This is a genomic window from Actinoallomurus acaciae (assembly GCF_042429965.1).
Classification (GTDB): domain Bacteria; phylum Actinomycetota; class Actinomycetes; order Streptosporangiales; family Streptosporangiaceae; genus Actinoallomurus; species Actinoallomurus acaciae.
In genome coordinates this window covers 1-15,669 of sequence record NZ_JBHLZP010000177.1, presented here as the reverse complement: position 1 = coordinate 15,669, position 15,669 = coordinate 1, and the positions used below count along the sequence as shown (strand labels likewise).

Annotated in this window: 14 protein-coding genes and 1 pseudogene; 13 read left to right on the top strand and 2 right to left on the bottom strand. The window is 69.6% G+C overall.

Annotated elements, in window-relative coordinates:
- The 3 genes from ACFFNX_RS23210 to ACFFNX_RS23200 all read left to right on the top strand — a co-directional run.
- A partial coding sequence (locus ACFFNX_RS23210; RefSeq protein ID WP_378205928.1) for a sensor histidine kinase occupies nt 1–319 on the top strand: 319 nt, incomplete at its 5' end.
- Between the two features lie 171 nt (nt 320–490).
- The gene (locus tag ACFFNX_RS23205) at nt 491–1,027 is read left to right on the top strand and encodes a helix-turn-helix domain-containing protein (RefSeq protein ID WP_378205925.1); all 537 of its coding nucleotides are present in this window, start codon (nt 491–493) and stop codon (nt 1,025–1,027) included.
- 168 nt (nt 1,028–1,195) lie between these two features.
- Nucleotides 1,196–2,623: an amino acid permease gene (locus ACFFNX_RS23200; protein ID WP_378205923.1), complete on the top strand. Its 1,428-nt coding sequence runs from the start codon at nt 1,196–1,198 to the stop codon at nt 2,621–2,623.
- A 23-nt stretch (nt 2,624–2,646) separates the two neighbouring features.
- Here ACFFNX_RS23200 and ACFFNX_RS23195 read toward each other — a convergent pair whose 3' ends face one another.
- Together ACFFNX_RS23195 and ACFFNX_RS23190 are read right to left on the bottom strand one after the other, a co-directional pair.
- Entirely contained in the window at nt 2,647–3,810 is a 1,164-nt protein-coding gene (locus tag ACFFNX_RS23195) for an aminotransferase class V-fold PLP-dependent enzyme (RefSeq protein ID WP_378205920.1), read from the bottom strand.
- Between the two features lie 161 nt (nt 3,811–3,971).
- Nucleotides 3,972–5,231 carry a glycoside hydrolase domain-containing protein gene (locus ACFFNX_RS23190; protein WP_378205917.1) on the bottom strand — a complete coding sequence of 420 codons (1,260 nt, stop codon included), beginning with the start codon at nt 5,229–5,231 and terminating at the stop codon, nt 3,972–3,974.
- A 121-nt stretch (nt 5,232–5,352) separates the two neighbouring features.
- On the opposite strand from ACFFNX_RS23190, the gene ACFFNX_RS23185 reads away from it, so the two are divergent.
- From ACFFNX_RS23185 to deoC, 10 genes and pseudogenes are all read left to right on the top strand, one after another.
- On the top strand, nt 5,353–5,613 hold the full coding sequence (locus ACFFNX_RS23185; protein WP_378205914.1) for an NfeD C-terminal domain-containing protein: 261 nt from the start codon (nt 5,353–5,355) through the stop codon (nt 5,611–5,613).
- 139 nt (nt 5,614–5,752) lie between these two features.
- Nucleotides 5,753–6,895, top strand: coding sequence for a flotillin family protein (locus ACFFNX_RS23180; RefSeq protein ID WP_378205911.1), 1,143 nt, complete (start codon nt 5,753–5,755; stop codon nt 6,893–6,895).
- A gap of 70 nt (nt 6,896–6,965) precedes the next feature.
- The gene (locus ACFFNX_RS23175) at nt 6,966–7,766 is read left to right on the top strand and encodes an SAM-dependent methyltransferase (protein ID WP_378205908.1); all 801 of its coding nucleotides are present in this window, start codon (nt 6,966–6,968) and stop codon (nt 7,764–7,766) included.
- Nucleotides 7,767–8,099: 333 nt separating this feature from the next.
- Entirely contained in the window at nt 8,100–9,056 is a 957-nt protein-coding gene (locus tag ACFFNX_RS23170) for a substrate-binding domain-containing protein (protein WP_378205905.1), read from the top strand.
- A gap of 35 nt (nt 9,057–9,091) precedes the next feature.
- Nucleotides 9,092–10,123, top strand: a complete 1,032-nt coding sequence (locus tag ACFFNX_RS23165) for a galactitol-1-phosphate 5-dehydrogenase (protein WP_378205934.1) — start codon at nt 9,092–9,094, stop codon at nt 10,121–10,123.
- Between the two features lie 2 nt (nt 10,124–10,125).
- Nucleotides 10,126–11,628 carry an FGGY-family carbohydrate kinase gene (locus ACFFNX_RS23160; protein ID WP_378205902.1) on the top strand — a complete coding sequence of 501 codons (1,503 nt, stop codon included), beginning with the start codon at nt 10,126–10,128 and terminating at the stop codon, nt 11,626–11,628.
- Nucleotides 11,628–12,584: a sugar-binding transcriptional regulator gene (locus tag ACFFNX_RS23155; protein WP_378205900.1), complete on the top strand. Its 957-nt coding sequence runs from the start codon at nt 11,628–11,630 to the stop codon at nt 12,582–12,584. The genes ACFFNX_RS23160 and ACFFNX_RS23155 overlap by 1 nt, the downstream gene beginning before the upstream one ends.
- A 31-nt stretch (nt 12,585–12,615) precedes the next feature.
- On the top strand, nt 12,616–14,094 hold the full coding sequence (locus ACFFNX_RS23150) for a sugar ABC transporter ATP-binding protein (protein ID WP_378205897.1): 1,479 nt from the start codon (nt 12,616–12,618) through the stop codon (nt 14,092–14,094).
- Nucleotides 14,091–15,095 (top strand): ABC transporter permease, encoded by a 1,005-nt coding sequence (locus tag ACFFNX_RS23145; RefSeq protein ID WP_378205894.1) that lies wholly within the window; start codon nt 14,091–14,093, stop codon nt 15,093–15,095. The genes ACFFNX_RS23150 and ACFFNX_RS23145 overlap by 4 nt, the downstream gene beginning before the upstream one ends.
- A gap of 1 nt (nt 15,096) precedes the next feature.
- Nucleotides 15,097–15,669 (top strand): annotated as a pseudogene (gene deoC / locus ACFFNX_RS23140) (2-deoxyribose-5-phosphate aldolase); the annotation flags it as partial.

Below are 15,669 nucleotides of genomic sequence, written 5' to 3'. Positions count from 1 at the left end.
GCACCTGCCCGGCCGGCCGCCCGGCCGGATCGAGAACACGGCCTACTTCGTGGTGGCCGAGGCACTCACCAACATCGCCAAGCACAGCGGCGCGACCGGCGCGAGCGTGACCGTCCGCCGGCACGACGACGTGCTCACGATCGAGATCCGTGACGACGGCCACGGCGGCGCCGACCCGCGACGCGGCACCGGCCTGACCGGGCTGGCCGACCGGGTCGCGGTCGCGGGCGGCAGAATGCTGCTGTCCAGCCCGGACGGCGGCCCGACGCTCCTGCGCGTGGAGCTCCCGTGCGACCCGCACGAGTCGCCACCCGTCTGATCATCGCCGCGGCCCGTAGCAGGCCATCGCCTCCCGCCGGGTACGGGCGTGGGGTCAGCGCCTCAGCGGACCGGTCCTGGTCGGCCTCGGCAGAGCCGTCTCGTCATCGGTCACGGGGCGGGGAGGCTGGAAACGGCGCGGCCGCCCGGACCGGCCGTTACAGTCGGTTGCGTGATCGGGGTTCGGATCCGGGAACTGCGGCAGGCCCGGAACATGACGGTGCGGCAGCTCGCCGAGGCGGCGGAGATCTCGACAGGAATGATCAGCCAGGTCGAGCGGGACCTCACCGATCCGAGCCTGGAGACGCTGCGGAGGCTGGCCCGCGCGCTGTCGGTGCCCTTGTTCGATCTGTTCAGCCAGGAGGAGGGACAGGCGGTGGCGGTGGTACGGCGCGACCGCCGGAGCCTGGTGCGCTCGCCGAACGGCGGCATCGTGTACTCCCGTCTGTCTCCCGGCCATGGGCGGCTGGAGATGCTCGAGGGCACCCTCGAGCCCGGCGGGGCATCGTCGGCCACCCCGTGGAGCCATCCATCGGAGGAGTGCGTCCTGGTCACCGAGGGCAGGCTGGTGATCGAGCTCGCCGGCGAACGCCACGAACTCGAGTCCGGTGACGCCTGCTACCTCGACTCCCGCCGGCCGCATCGCTACCTCAACGAGAGCGATGGTCCGGTGAAGTTCCTGGTCAGCGTCACTCCTCCCAGCTACTGAGGCCGCGAGGCACCCATTGACACCGGTAGCCGCCGCTGAATAGCGTGCACGTTCAATGTGCATGAACGGGATTCAGTAGAACTGAAACACCCGCCTCAGGGACGCTGCGTCCCTCCGGTCACCGGTCCGGCGCGGACACGGGATCGACCTTAAGGGGTGTCGACGATCGTGAACGACGAACTTCGCCGGTCATTGACCGGTCGTCAGCTCTCAATGATCGGGCTCGGCGGCGCCATCGGGACGGGGCTGTTCCTCGGATCCAGCCTGGCCGTCTCCAACGCCGGGCCGGCCACGATCGTCGCCTACGTCGCCTGCGCGCTGATCGCGCTCGTCATCGGCTGGTCGCTGGCCGAGATGGCGGTCATCCATCCTGCCGCCGGATCGTTCGGCACGATCGCCCGGCAGTATCTGGGGGCGTGGGCCGGGTTCGTCGTGCGATGGACCTATTGGACGATCCAGGTCATCGCGGTCGGCGGCGAGGTCATCGCCGCCGGGATCTACACGCGATACTGGTGGCCGCATCTCCCCTTGTGGCTGCCCGTGATCATCTTCTCCGCGGTCGTCCTCGGTGTGAACATGATCGCGGTCTCCTTCTTCGGCCGCCTCGAATACTGGTTCTCAATGATCAAGGTAACGGCGATCATCGTGTTCATCCTGCTCGGCGTGGGATACATCTTCCTCGGTCTGCCGGGCCACCCCGCGGTCGGCACGCACAACGTCAGCGGCCACGGCGGCTTCATGCCGCACGGCTTCTCCGGTCTGGGACTCGCGTTCGTCTTCGTCATCTTCAGCTACATCGGCACCGAGGTCGTGGCGGTCGCGGCCGCCGAGTCGGAGAACCCCACCCGCGACGTTCCGCGCGCCGCGCGCCGCATGGTGCTGCGGCTCGCGCTGTTCTACTGCCTGGCGATCGCGGTCGTGGTGACCATCGTGCCCTGGACGCAGACCGCCCAGGGCGGTGACGTGACCGCCAGTCCGTTCGTGCGTCTCTTCGACATCGCCGGCATCCCGGCCGCCGCGGGTGTCATGAACTTCGTGGTGCTCACGGCGGCGTTGTCGAGCGCGAACGCCAACACGTACCTCACCACGCGCATGTTGCACGCGCTCGCCGCCGACCGGCACGCACCCGCCTGGCTGGGCGGACTCGGCCGCGACGGTGTGCCACGCCGCGCGATCATGTTGTCCGGCCTCGGCCTGGCGATCGCCGCGTACCTCTCGGTCGACTCGGCGAACAGCGCGTACCTCATCCTGTTCGGCGTTTCGGTGTTCGGGGCGCTGATCGTGTGGATCCTCATCCTCGCCACGCACGTCGCGTTCCGCAGGAGCCGCGCCGAGCAGGGCCTGCCGCCGTCCCCGATACGACTGTGGGGCGCGCCGATCACCACCGGGATCGCCGCCGTCGCGCTGCTCGCGATTCTGGTCTCCACGGCCTTCATCAACGGCCTCACGTCCGCGTGGAAGGCCGGCATCCCGTTCTTCGCCGTGCTGCTCGTCGCCTATCTCCTGATCTCCAGGAGACGACAGGAGCCGAACGCTCCCTTGATGGACAGCGGCACGGCCGGTCCGGCCGAGCACGTGTCCGCGGCGGACGGCTGAACGGCGCCCCGGCTCCCGGTCCTTCAGGGCGTGCGAAGCAACTCGCGGTGTGCGCGCAGCGCGACGAGGAGCCGCTCGATGTCCGCCGAGGTGTTGTAGCAGTGCGCTGAGATCCGGACGTTCCCGGCGCGGGAGGACGTCACGATGCCGTCCGCCGCGAGCCGCCGTACGAGTCCCTCGGCATCGGTCGCGGCCACCGCGACCAGCGGGCCTCGCTGCGAACGTCCGCTCGGGGTCACCACCATCCCTCCGAGCGCCACGACCTCGTCGATCAAGTGGTCGTTCAGCCGGGCAACATGATCCGCGGTGCGCTCGATGCCGATCTCGAGCATCAGCTCGGCGCCGGCGATGGCGGCGTAGATCGGCGGGATCGGCGGGGTTCCGGACTCGAACCGGCGCGCGGTGCGGGACGGGCGGTACCGGCCGATCTGCATCGCGTGGATGTCCTCGTCGGCGAACCAGCCGGTCGCGGTCGGCACCAGGTGCCCGGTCGTCGCGGGATTCGCGTAGAGGTAGCCCACACCGGGGGAGGCCAGCAGGTACTTGAGGGCGCCTCCGGCCAGGAAGTCCACTCCGAGGGCGTCGACGTCGATGGGCACCGCACCGGCGGCCTGGAAGGAGTCCACGAGCACCAGGGCGCCCTGCTCATGCGCGAGCCGGGATATCTCCCCGATGTCGAGCAGGCTCCCGTTCCGGTAGGAGACGTGTGTCACGGACACGATCGCGGTGCGCTCGTCGATGGCGGCGGCGAGCCGTTCGAGGGAAAGCGTGTTGTCGGGCTCCGCCGGTACGTGCACGACCTTGGCGCCCCGGCGTTCCTGCGCATGCCAGATCTGACCGATGGTCGGGAACTCCAGATCGGTCGTGACCACGGTGTCCCGCTCGCCGAAGTCCAAGGCCGATGCGACCGCGCTGACCCCGGCGGAGGCCGACGTGGTGACCGCCACGTCGTCGGGGGCGGCGTGCAGGACACGGGCAAAGGCGGCACGTGCCCGTTCGGCACGGGCCACCCAGTGGTCCCAGGACGAGCCCTCGGTCTCCAGCTCGTCGAGGTAGGTCTCATAGGCCGCGCGCACCGAGTCCGCGAGGGCCCCCTGGGAGCAACTGTTCAGATACGTGAGCCGATCGAACACCGCGAACCGCCTGCGGACGCGCTCGCCGGGAGCCGCACTCGTCGTTGCCTCCATGCCAGCCGGGCCCTCCCGATCGATAACGCACGCATTCCGCCATTGGCCGGGCGGCGCCGCCACTCCGCGTTCAACCCAGGTTAACAAAGTTCAACCGCAGTGACGTTGGGGGAGCAGAGGAGTCTCCTCAGGCCGCCGGTGAAGCCGACCCGGCGATTCCTCTACTCGGCGGGCGCCCTGGACGGCGGGATCGCTCCGGGCATCGCCGGCGGCTGGTTCTGAGCGCCGAGCCACTGGTACTGCCACGCCGTACCCTCCTTGAAGCCCGTGCCGTCGACCACATCGCCGGTCGGCACGAAGCCGCCGTCGGCGGCGCGTACCTGGGGGAAGCCGGTAGAGCCCTTGGAGGTGGCGTCCGGGTTCCAGATGTTCTTGAACGCCTCACAGCGTGGCCGGAGGACCTTCGCCTCGCGGGTCCTGCCGAGCCCGATGGCCATCGTGCCGAGCGCGCAGTCGGCCAGTGAGTATTCGAGGCCGACCGACGCGGCCTCGCCCGGGAAGTCCTCGGAGGGGACATATCCCTTCGACAGGTAGTCGGGGTTGTAGGCGCGGCCGTTGATGCCGGTCGCCGGGGGCGGCGTCTCGTTCACGTTCTTCCACAGCGCGGCGAAGAGCCGGTTCGCGAGTTCGTGGTCCAGCAGACCACGCGAATACAGCGAGACGACGAACGGAGTCACCGGGTCGCCACTCGTGGCGTTGGTCTCGGCCTGACCCAGCGCCCACCGCGGCACCCACCCGGCCTGCCGATAGACGTCCAGGATCGTACGGGCCACATCGGTCGCCCGCTGCGGCTCGAGGAGCGCGACCAGCTGGTTCTGGGATCTGTAGGTGTCCCACAGCGACAGCATCTGGTAGTAGTCATGGCCCGCGGCGACCTTGTGCGGCCTGCCGTCGAAGCCCTGGTAAGTACCGTCCACGTCTTCGGCCACCGACGGGTGCAGCAGGCCGTGGTACAGGTCGGTGTAGAAGGACTTCGCCCTGCCCGGGGTGCGCGTCGCCGTCTCGGCCACCCGGTTCGCCTCGGCGCCGTCGATCGAGGCGTAGGAGATGCCGGTGGTCGTGACGACCGGTGCCGTCGGATCGGGCGCGAGCGAGATCACCGCGTCGCCGGTGGCCGCCGTACGCCCCTCGACCGGGACCTTCTCGCCCCGGTTCCAGGTGGCGACATCGGTGATCGGCTGTGAGACCCGCATGCTGAAGTACAGGGTGTACCGGCTCGGCCGCCCGTCACCGCAGAAGGAACCGCTCGTCACCGAGCCCTGGATCCGGTCGCCGACGACCCGTACGTCGCTCGCGAAGGTCTGGCCCCACACGTCGGTCACATCGACGATCAGCTTGGGGGCGGTCGTGGCCTTCGCGTTGCACCTGGCTGAAACTCGTGATGGTCGTCGCGTCGTAGTTGTACGCGGCGTTGCCGACATCGGTGTCCGGGCTCGTTTGTTGACAACGTTGTCATCGGCATCAGTGACGCTGACAGGTCGCCAAGGGCAAGTCAATAGGCGATGCCCGGATCCCGATAGTGTGAGGGGTGGGCTTCACGGCGTGACCGAGGGGGTGCCGGTGGTACGGGACGAGTCCTGCATAGGTCGCCTCGGTGTCCTCATCGTCGGCACCCGTGGGCCGGCCGGTCCGGGGGAGGCCCTGGTCAAGATACGGGGTGGGTCCGAGACCTATCTGGCGTGGTCGCAAACCCCGCTTCCGAAGGACACGACGGTGCTGATCATAGAATCTCGCGGCGCCAGAACGGTCGACGTCATCAAATGGGACGCACTGTCGGATGAGGTCGCCCATGATGCCGGCTAGCGTCAAAGGGCTCACCAGGCGTAGCCTCGCGCGAAGCTCGCGGGTCACATTTTCCTGGACGAGGTCGGCTTGACACCGTTCCAGTTCAAAGGGTCCTTCTCATGAGGATTTCCCTGTCGCAGCGCTGAGGAGACGAGCGATGTTCGGTTACCGTGTTCCGGCCCCCGATGAGGCCATGCTGATTTCCGGAGGCCGGGCCGGTCGCAACGGTGCGCCCTTCCGCGTCGTCACCGGTCATGGTGCCTTCATATTGCCGGTCTTCCGCAAGGTGCGCTTCCTGACTTTGGCAATGTGCGAGGCGGAGGTGTCGGAGACCTGTGTGACGAAGCAGGGCATCGCGTTGAATGTGCGGTCGGTGATCGCTTTCAAGGTCGGGAACGACGCCGAGAGCATCATCAACGCGGGACAGCGGTTCTTGTCCGACCAGGATCAGATGTCGACCCTGACCGGGCGGATCTTCGCCGGTCACCTGCGCTCGATCATCGGTTCGATGACCGTCGAGGAGATCGTCACCGAGCGGCAGAAGCTGGCGATCGAGGTCCTCGACGGCTCGAAGGCGGAGATGGCCAAGATCGGCCTCACCGTCGACTCGCTGCAGATCCAGTCCATCGACGACATGAACACCGGCTACATCGACGCGATGGCGGCTCCCCACACCGCCGCGATCCAGCGGCAGGCACAGATCGCGCAGGCGCAGGCGACCCAGGCCGCGGCCGAGGCCCAGCAGGAGTCGGAGCGCAACCAGGCCGAGTACGCGCGGAAGACCGCCGTCGTACAGGCGGCGTACAAGGCCGAGGTGGACCGGGCACAGGCCGAGGCCGGGCAAGCCGGACCGTTGTCGCAGGCCCAGGCGCAGCGTGAGGTCATCGCCGCCCAGACGGAACTGGCCGCGCGCGAGGCCGAGCTGCGCCAGCAGCAGCTGGTGGCCGAGGTCGTCAGGCCGGCGGAGGCCGACGCGCAGCGGGTCCGCATCCTGGCTCAGGCCGAGGCCGAGCGGATGAAGATCCAGGCTGAGGCCGCGGCCTCCCACGACCGCGTGGCACTTGATCGGATGCTCATCGACCAGTTGCCACAGATCGTCAGGGAGGCGGCAAGCGGCCTTTCCGGCGCGAACGTCAATATCCTGAACGGCGCCGACGGCCTCGGCGAGATCGCCGCCGGCCTCGTCGGCCAGGGACTGACCATTCTCGACGCGGTGAAAAAGAACCTCTCGACATCCACGGATGAGACCGGGATCCAACAACGCCGGCTCCCCGAAAAGCCGGGCGGCACCGACGCCTAGCAAAAACGCTGAGAGCGCGTGCCCGTAAGGTGTCATCACGTCGTGATCCCCGTACGAGGAGAGCTTTCCGATGACCTCCGGCGATGGGCCGTCGGCCAGGATCGACGCTTCGGTGCCGCACTCGGCGCGGGTCTGGAACTACTGGCTGGGCGGTAAGGACAACTACGCCGTCGACCGCGAGGCCGGGGATCGGTACCGGGAGGTCTTCCCCGGCATCGTGGACGTGGCCCGTGAGGTCCGGTACTTCATCGCGCGTACCGTGCGCTATCTGGCGGGCGAGGTGGGCGTCCGGCAGTTCCTCGACGTCGGTACGGGGCTGCCGACGGTCGACAACACCCATGAGGTGGCGCAGGGCGTGGCGCCGGAGTGCCGGATCGTCTACGTCGACAACGACCCGCTGGTCCTGACGCACGCGCGGGCGCTCCTCGCCGGCACGCCTGAGGGGGCCACCGACTACCTCGACGCCGACATGCGCGACCCCGAGCGGATCCTGCGCGGCGCGGCCGAGACGCTGGACTTCGACCGGCCGATCGCGCTGATGTTCATGGGCGTCCTGGGGCATGTCGCCGAGTACGACGAGGCGCACTCGATCGTCAGCCGGTTGCTGGACGCCCTGCCGCCGGGCAGCTACCTCGCGCTCGCCGACAGCCTCAGCGCCGGCGAGGGACACACCGAGGCGCACGAGCGTTACAAGGACAGCGGCGCGGTCCCGTACCACCTGCGTACGGCCGCGCAGGTCAGGGGCTTCTTCGACGGCCTCGAACTGGTCGAACCCGGCGCGGTGCCGATCGCCGACTGGCGGCCGGACCCCACGCCGTTCGAACGCCGCGGCGACGTCGCGACACTGGGCGCCGTCGGACGGAAGGCCTGACCCGCCGACCCGAGGATGAAACCCGCCGGGACCGACGACCACGTAGGTCGCGGCGGCGCTGACCGGCGCGTCCCCGTCCCGAAGCTCCTCGATCAGGCTTGCGGTGGTGACCGGTGCGCCCCGGTCGGTATCTCCCCGGCCTCGCCGTGGACGACGAGCGGCCCCAACACATCGGCCCGCACGGGCTCACCTCTTTGATTCTCCCTGGTCAACCGGGTGACGCTCACATGAGCAAAGTATTACGCATGTGTTGCGCTCGTATGAAGTGGTCACTTACCGTCATGGCCAGCTCGAGACCTGGAGGGCATGATGCGTAGAACATCCGTTATCGGGATGGTGGCGGGGCTCGTGGTGGCCGCGGCGGGATGCTCGGTGTCGACCAGCCCCGGCGGCTCGTCGGCGGCGAGCGACAAGAAGGACCATCAGGTCGTGATCGGGTTCAGTGAGGTCACCCAGCAGTCCCCGTTCTACGTTCAGCTGAAGAACGGAGCCCAGCAGGCCGCCACGAAGGCCGGCGCGAAGCTGATGTTCGCCGACGCGAACGGCGACGTGACGAAGCAGAACAACGACATCCAGGATCTGATCACGCGCGGCGTCGACGTCCTGTTGATCAACCCGGTCGACCCCAAGGGCGTCGCCCCCGGGCTGGCCGCGGCCAAGTCGGCGCACATCCCCGTCATCACGGTCGACCGTCCGGTGCCCTCCGGCGCGGTGTCCCACGTCGGCCGGGACAACGTGAAGATGGGCCGGTTGTCCGGCGAGCGGGTGGCCAAGGCGCTGGGGCCGGCCGGTGGAAAGATCATCGAGATCCAGGGCGACGCGGGCGGCGCGGTGGCGCGGGACCGCAGCAAGGGCTTCGACCAGGCCGTGGCCGCGAACCCCAAGATCAAAATCGTTAAGGGCCCGTACTGCGACTACATCCGGTCCAAGGCGGTCGCCGCCATGCAGGACCTGCTCCAGGCGAACCCCGACGTGAAGGCCGTGTACGCGCACAACGACGACATGGCGCTGGGCGCCCTGCAGGTGCTGCGCGAGAACCGGCGCACCGACGTGAAGGTGGCGGGGGTGGACGGCCTCATGGAGGCGGTGAAGGCGATCGCCGGCGGCCAGTACATCGCCACCGCGCTGAACGACCCCATCCACGAGGGCCAGTTGGCCGTGCAGACCGCGATGAACGAGCACAGCGGACAGCACGTGCCCTCCTACGTCGACGCCGGGACGGCGCTGGTCGACCCGTCCAATGCCGCCGGATACGTCGGCAGCGACGTCTTCGCCCACGCCCAGAGCTGACCGCCGAATCAGAAGGGAGCATCGTGTCTGAGACGATGCGTGCCGCAGTTCTCCACGCACCGGGCGACATCCGTGTCGAGGAGGTCCCACGACCCGACCCCGGTCCCGGTGAGGCACTCGTTCACGTCGAGGCCTGCGGCGTCTGTGGCTCCGATATCGCCCGCATGACAAGCGCCGGTGCGCATCGTATGCCGATCATCTGCGGGCACGAGTTCTCCGGACGCGTCGTGGCCCTGGGGCGCGGCGTGACCGGGGCCGCCGAGGGCGACCTCGTCTCCGTGCCGCCGCTGATCCCGTGCTTCGCCTGCCCGCCGTGCCAGCAGGGACAGTTCAGCCTCTGCCTCGACTACGACTACTTCGGCAGCAGGCGGGATGGCGCCTACGCGCAGTACGTCGCCGTCCCGTCGGCCAACCTGTTCACCGTGCCCGATGGGGTGCCGCCGGCCGCGGCCGCCATGCTCGATCCCGCCGCCATCGCGCTGCACGCGATCTGGCGGACCCGGCTGGGCATCGGCCACCGGGTCGCCGTCATCGGCGCCGGTCCGATCGGACTGTTCGCGGTCCAGTGGGCCCACCTGGCGGGAGCGGCCGAGATCCTGGCGGTCGACGTGGACGAGAACAGGGCCGCCCTGGCACGGGAGGCCGGTGCGACGCATACGGCGATCACGACGGAGCAGGCCCGCGACCTCGCCGATGACGGCTACCACGTGGTGATCGAGTCGGCGGGAACGCCCGCGACCGTGGACCTGGCCGCGTCGCTGTGCGCGCGGCACGGCGAGGCGGCGTTCATCGGCATCCCGCATGCCCCGGTCGAGCTCGCCAAGCCGACCTTCAACGACTTCCTGCGCCGCGAGATCAGCCTGCACGGTGCCTGGAACTCGTTCTCCGCGCCGTTCCCCGGCGACGAGTGGCGGGCGGCGGCCGACGCGATCGCCGCCGGGTCGCTCCGCTGGAAGTTCATGATCACGCATGATCTCGGTCTCGGTGCCCTCCCGGAGACGATCCGCCGGCTCGGCGAGCGCTCCATCTTCAGCTCCAAGGTGTTGTTCAGGCCGGACGAGGACTAGGCATGGGGACACTGCTGGGGATCGATCTCGGTACGGAGGGGGCGCGCGTCTCCGTCTTCGCGGCGGACGGTGCCGTACTCGGCACGGGGCAGCACGGCTACGCCACGCGTTACCCGCGGCCGGGCTGGGCCGAACAGGACCCCGACGACTGGTGGCGCGCCGTCGTCCACGCCACCCGGACGGCGCTGAGCGAGGCGGGCGACCCCGTGGTCACGGGCGTGGGCGTGGCCACGACCGCCTCGACCGTCGTCGTGGTCGGCGACGACGGCCGGCCGCTGCGTCCCGCCATCCTCTGGATGGACGCCCGCGCCGGTGCCGAATCCGACCTGACCGCGCGGTCCGGTCACGAGGTGCTGCGTTACTCCGGCGGCGCCGACGCCGTGGAGTGGCTGGTTCCCAAGGCGATGTGGCTGGCCCGCAACCAGCAGGAGATCTACCGGTCGGCGGCCCGGATCGTCGAGGCGGTGGACTACCTGACGTGGCGGCTCACCGGCACGTGGGTGGCGTCCCGCATGAACGCGTGCTGCAAGTCCAACCACGATCCGCGGGGGAGCGGGTACCCGGCCGGGCTGTACGCCGACCTCGGCGTACCGGACCTGGCCGACAAGCTGCCGCCGGCGGTGCTGCCGGTGGGCGCGCCGGCCGGCGTGCTGACGGACGAGGTCCGTGCCGAGCTCGGCCTGCGCGGACGCCCGGTCGTCGCGGTGGGAGGCATCGACGCGCACCTGTCGCTCCTGGCCACCGGCGACCTCGCGCCGGGGCGGATCTCGGTGGTGTGCGGCACCTCGAACGCGTTCGTCGCGGAGATCGAGACCCCGGTCTTCACCCCGACCGTCTGGGGGCCCTACCCGGACGCGTTGCGCGACGGGTACTGGCTGGTGGAGGGGGGTCAGGTCTCGGCGGGCTCCGTCCTGCGCTGGGCGAGCGAGGACCTGCTCGGCGTACCGCGCGAACGGCTGCCGGAACTGATGGACGAGGCGGCACGGGTAGGGCCCGGCGAGCACGGGCTCGTCGTCCTCGACTACTTCATGGGCAACCGGACACCGCTGCGCGACCCCCGTCTGCGCGGCGCGGTGCTCGGACTGACGCTCGGCACCACCGGGCCGCAGCTGTACCGGGCGGCGGTCGAAGGGGTCGCCTACGGCACTCGCCAGGTCCTGGAGTCCTTCATCGAGGCCGGTGTCCCGGTCGAGGAGATCTACGTCTCCGGCGGCATCCGGCACAACCCGTTGTGGCTGCAGACCACCGCCGACGTCGTGGGCCGGCCGCTGAGACTCGTCGTCGGCGACAACCTCACGTTGCGGGCCTGCGCGATCATCGCCGCGACGGCGACCGGCGTCCACCCGGACCTGGTCACCGCGTCGGCGGCGTTCACCCCTGAGACGACACTGGTCGAACCGTCGTCCTCCGCGGTCTACGAGGCGGGCTACGCCGTGTACCGGCAGGCCACGGCCGCGACACGCGACGTGGCACACCTGCTCAGCGCACCGCGGGGAGACGGCTGATGCCCGGCGACGACCCCGCCTACGAGGCTCTGCTGCTGCGGGTCGCCGAGATGTACTACGAAGGCGACCAGACGCAGGAGCAGATCGGCCGCAAGCTGCATCTCACCCGCTGGAAGGTCGGCCGCCTGCTCGCCGAGGCGCGTACGGCGGGCATCGTCCGGATCGAGATCGTGCACCCCGACCATCGCCGCCGCGCCGAAGAACGTGCGCTGATCGAGCGGTACGGTCTGCGCGCGGCGGTGGTGGTGCCCGTCGACGGGACCGCCGACGACCTGGAGCTTCGAGATCGAGTGGCGCGGGCGGCCGCGCGCTACCTCGCCGACCTACGCCCGGCGCCGCGCTCCCTCGGCGTCTCCTGGGGGCGCACGCTCGACGCGGTGGCCGCGCACATTCCCTCCGGCTGGGACCGCGGCGTGCAGGTGGTGCAGGTGAACGGCGGCCTCAGCCGGTCGCGGCGGCCGACCTCGGCCTCCGACATGGCGAGCCGTATCGCCCATCACGGCGACGGAACCGTCACCTTGCTGCCCGTGCCCGCCATCGTCGAGCAGGAGGCCACGCGGGTCGCGCTGGAGGGCGACCGGTCCGTCGCGGGCGTCCTGCAGCAGGCCCGCCGTTGCGGGACGTATCTGTTCAGCCCCGGTGCCATGACGCACGACTCGGTTCTCGTGGAGTCGGGGTACCTCACCGCCGAGGACGTGGACGCGCTCGCCGAGGCGGGTGGCGTCGGCGACGTCATCAGTCGCTTCATCGACGCCCGGGGACGGATCGTGGACGAGGGGCTCGACCGGCGCACGCTCGGGCTGCCGCTGGACGACCTGCGGGCGGGCGAGCACTCGATCGCGGTGGTCGCCGGGACCGCCAAGCACCGTGTGTGCCGCGCGGTCGTGGCCAGCCGCATCTGCAACGTCCTCATCACCGACCACCGCACCGCCGCACACCTGCTGGAAGCCGCATGAGCGACCGGCGGGTCCCCGGAAGGAGGGACCGTTGAGCACCGCGCTCCTGGAGATGAAAGGTATCGTCAAGCGCTTTCCCGGCACCCTGGCCTGCGACGGTGCCGAGTTGTCCGTACGCGCGGGCGAGGTGCACTGCCTGCTCGGCGAGAACGGTGCGGGCAAGAGCACGCTCATGAAGATCCTCGCCGGCTCCTACCGTCCGGAGGCCGGTGAGATCCACCTCGACGGGACGCCACTGCGGCTGAACAACCCTCAGGACGGGCTCGCGGCCGGGATCAGCGTCATCTACCAGGAGCTCGATCTCGCCCCCGACCTGACCGTCGCCCAGAACCTCTTCCTGGGGCACGCGCCGGCGCGAGGCCCGTTCGTACGGAGGCGGCAGCGCGCGGCGGCCGCGGCCGAGTACATCCGCCGCGTCGGTGGCGACTTCGCCCCCGGCGACCGGGTCCGCGACCTGCCCATCGTCTCCCAGCAACTCACCGCGATCGCCAAGGCGCTGACCGGTGACGCCAAGGTGATCGTCATGGACGAGCCGTCCGCGACGCTCGGCGCGGAGGAACTCCGGGTCCTCTTCTCGGTCATCCGCGACCTGACGGCCGAGGGGCGGGCGGTCATCTACATCTCCCACCGGCTCGACGAGGTGACCGAGATCGGCGACCGGGCGACCGTCATGCGCGACGGGCGCAGCGTCGACGTGTTCGACCTGCGGACGACCGGCCACGACGAACTGGTCGCCGCGATGATCGGGGAGGCCCGTGACCTCATGCGCCGCGCGGACCGGCCCGCCCCTGAGGGGGAGCCGCTGCTGCGGATCGAACGAGTGCGCGTCGGTGACATCCTCGACGTCGCCGGCCTCGACGTACGGCCCGGCGAGATCGTCGGCCTGGCCGGCCTGGCCGGGGCCGGACGCACGACGCTGCTGAGCGCGCTGTTCGGCGCGGTACGGGGCGAGGTGAACGCCCGGTTGGCCGATCGGCGGCTCCGGGTGGCCGGCCCGCGTACCGCGGTGCGCTCCGGACTGGCCCTGGTGCCGGAGAACCGCAAGGAGGAGGGGCTCTTCCTCGGCCTGGCGGTGGCCCGCAACGCCGCCGTCGCCGCGCTCGGCTGGGTGCTGCCCCGCGGTCGCGGCAAACGGATGACCGCTTCGGTCCTGGCCGATCTCGGGGTCAAGTACGCCTCGCCCGACCAGCCGGTGGGCCAGTTGTCGGGCGGCAACCAGCAGAAGGTCGTGCTCGCCAAGTGGATCACCCGCGGTGTGCGGGTGCTGCTGCTGGACGAGCCCACCCGGGGCCTGGACGTCGGTGCCAAGGCCGACCTCTACCGCCAGGTGCGCCGCCTCGCCGACGACGGGGTCGCGGTGCTGATCGCCAGCAGCGAGCTCAGCGAACTGACGGCCCATGCCGACAGCGTCTGGGTGCTGCACGAAGGTCGCAACATCGCTCGGTTCGACCCAAGGACGACCCCCGAAACCGACATAGCGCACACCATCATCACCGGAGCGACGCCATGACCCAGACCACGCACGAGCCCGCGCTCGCGGGGGCCGGTGCCCGCGCCCTCTCCAGGCGCCGCAGCCTCGACGTGCTGCGAAACTCCAACCTGCTTCTGGTCTTCATCCTGCTGTGCGTGGTGGCCTCCGTCCTTGCCCCGGAGTTCCTCACCACGCGCAACATCGGGAACCTGCTCCAGCAGTCCAGCCTCACCGGGATCGTCGCCATCGGCATGACCCTGGTCATCCTGACGGCCGGGATCGACCTGTCGGTGGGCAGCACCGCCGCCTTCGGCGGGATGCTGGTCGCCATCCTCATCTCGCACGGCACCAACGCGGTGCTCGCGCTGGTCATCACGCTCGTGGCGGGCGCGGTCGCGGGCCTGGTCATGGGCGGCCTGTCGGCCTACCTGTCACTGCCGAGCTTCATGACCACCCTCGCCGGGCTCACCAGCATCCGCGGCCTGACCTACCTGCTCACCAACGGCACGCCGAGCGGCGGCGACCTGCCGGAGGGCTTCCGCCTGCTGGGTGGGGGCTTCATCGGATACGTCCCGATCGTCGGCCTCATCTTCATCGGCGTCACCGTGATCGCCGCGCTGGTACTGCGCGGCACGACCTTCGGCGAGTACGTCTACGCGGTCGGCAGCAACCGGGAGGCGGCACGGTTGTCCGGCCTTCCCGTACGGGCGGTCACCACGGCCGTCTTCGCGATCAGCGGCCTGCTCGCCGCACTCGCCGGCATCCTGCTCACCTCGCGTCTGACGATCGGGCAACCGACGGCGTTCAACGGACTCGAACTCGACGCCATCGCCGCGGTCGTCCTCGGCGGAACGAACCTCTTCGGCGGCCGGGGCGGTGTGTTCGGCACCTTCATCGCGGTCCTGTTGCTGTCGGTGCTGCAGAACCTGTTCAACCTCCTCGGACTGAGCTCCTTCTTCCAGATGGTCGTGACCGGCCTCATCCTCGTGGCGGCGCTTGTCCTCAACCGGATCCTCGAACAAAGGGGTGGTCGTGCCTGACTTGGTAACGCCGTCCGACGACATCACGACAACGGCCGAACTGCGCGGCTTCCTGCACGGGTTGCCGGGTGTTGATCAGGTGGTGTGGAGGAGCGGGCTGCTCGTCTGGCTACTCGGTCGATTAAGAAGTCGGCGAAGGCGGAGGCGATTGATCTCGCTATTTCTATGGTGGATCTGACCACGCTGGAGGGTGGTGACACGCCGGGTAAGGTGCGGGCGTTGTGTGTGAAGGGCATGCATCCGGACCCGGCCGATGCGAGTGTGCCCAAGGTCGCTGCGATCTGCGTGTACTCCGATCTGGTCGCTGAAGCCGTAGATGCTTTGGCGGGGAGTGGTGTGGGGGTGGCGAGTGTCGCCACGAGTTTTCCTTCGGGGCGGGCGCCGTTGGAGGCCAAGCTGGCCGACACCCGCCGTGCGGTGGTGCATGGTGCGGCTGAGATCGACATGGTGATCGATCGGGGCGCGTTCCTGGCGGGTGATTATGCGAAGGTTTTCGAGGAGATCGTCGCGGTCAAGGGTGCGTGTGGTGGGGCGCATCTGAAGGTGATCTTGGAGACGGGTGAGTTGGTCACCT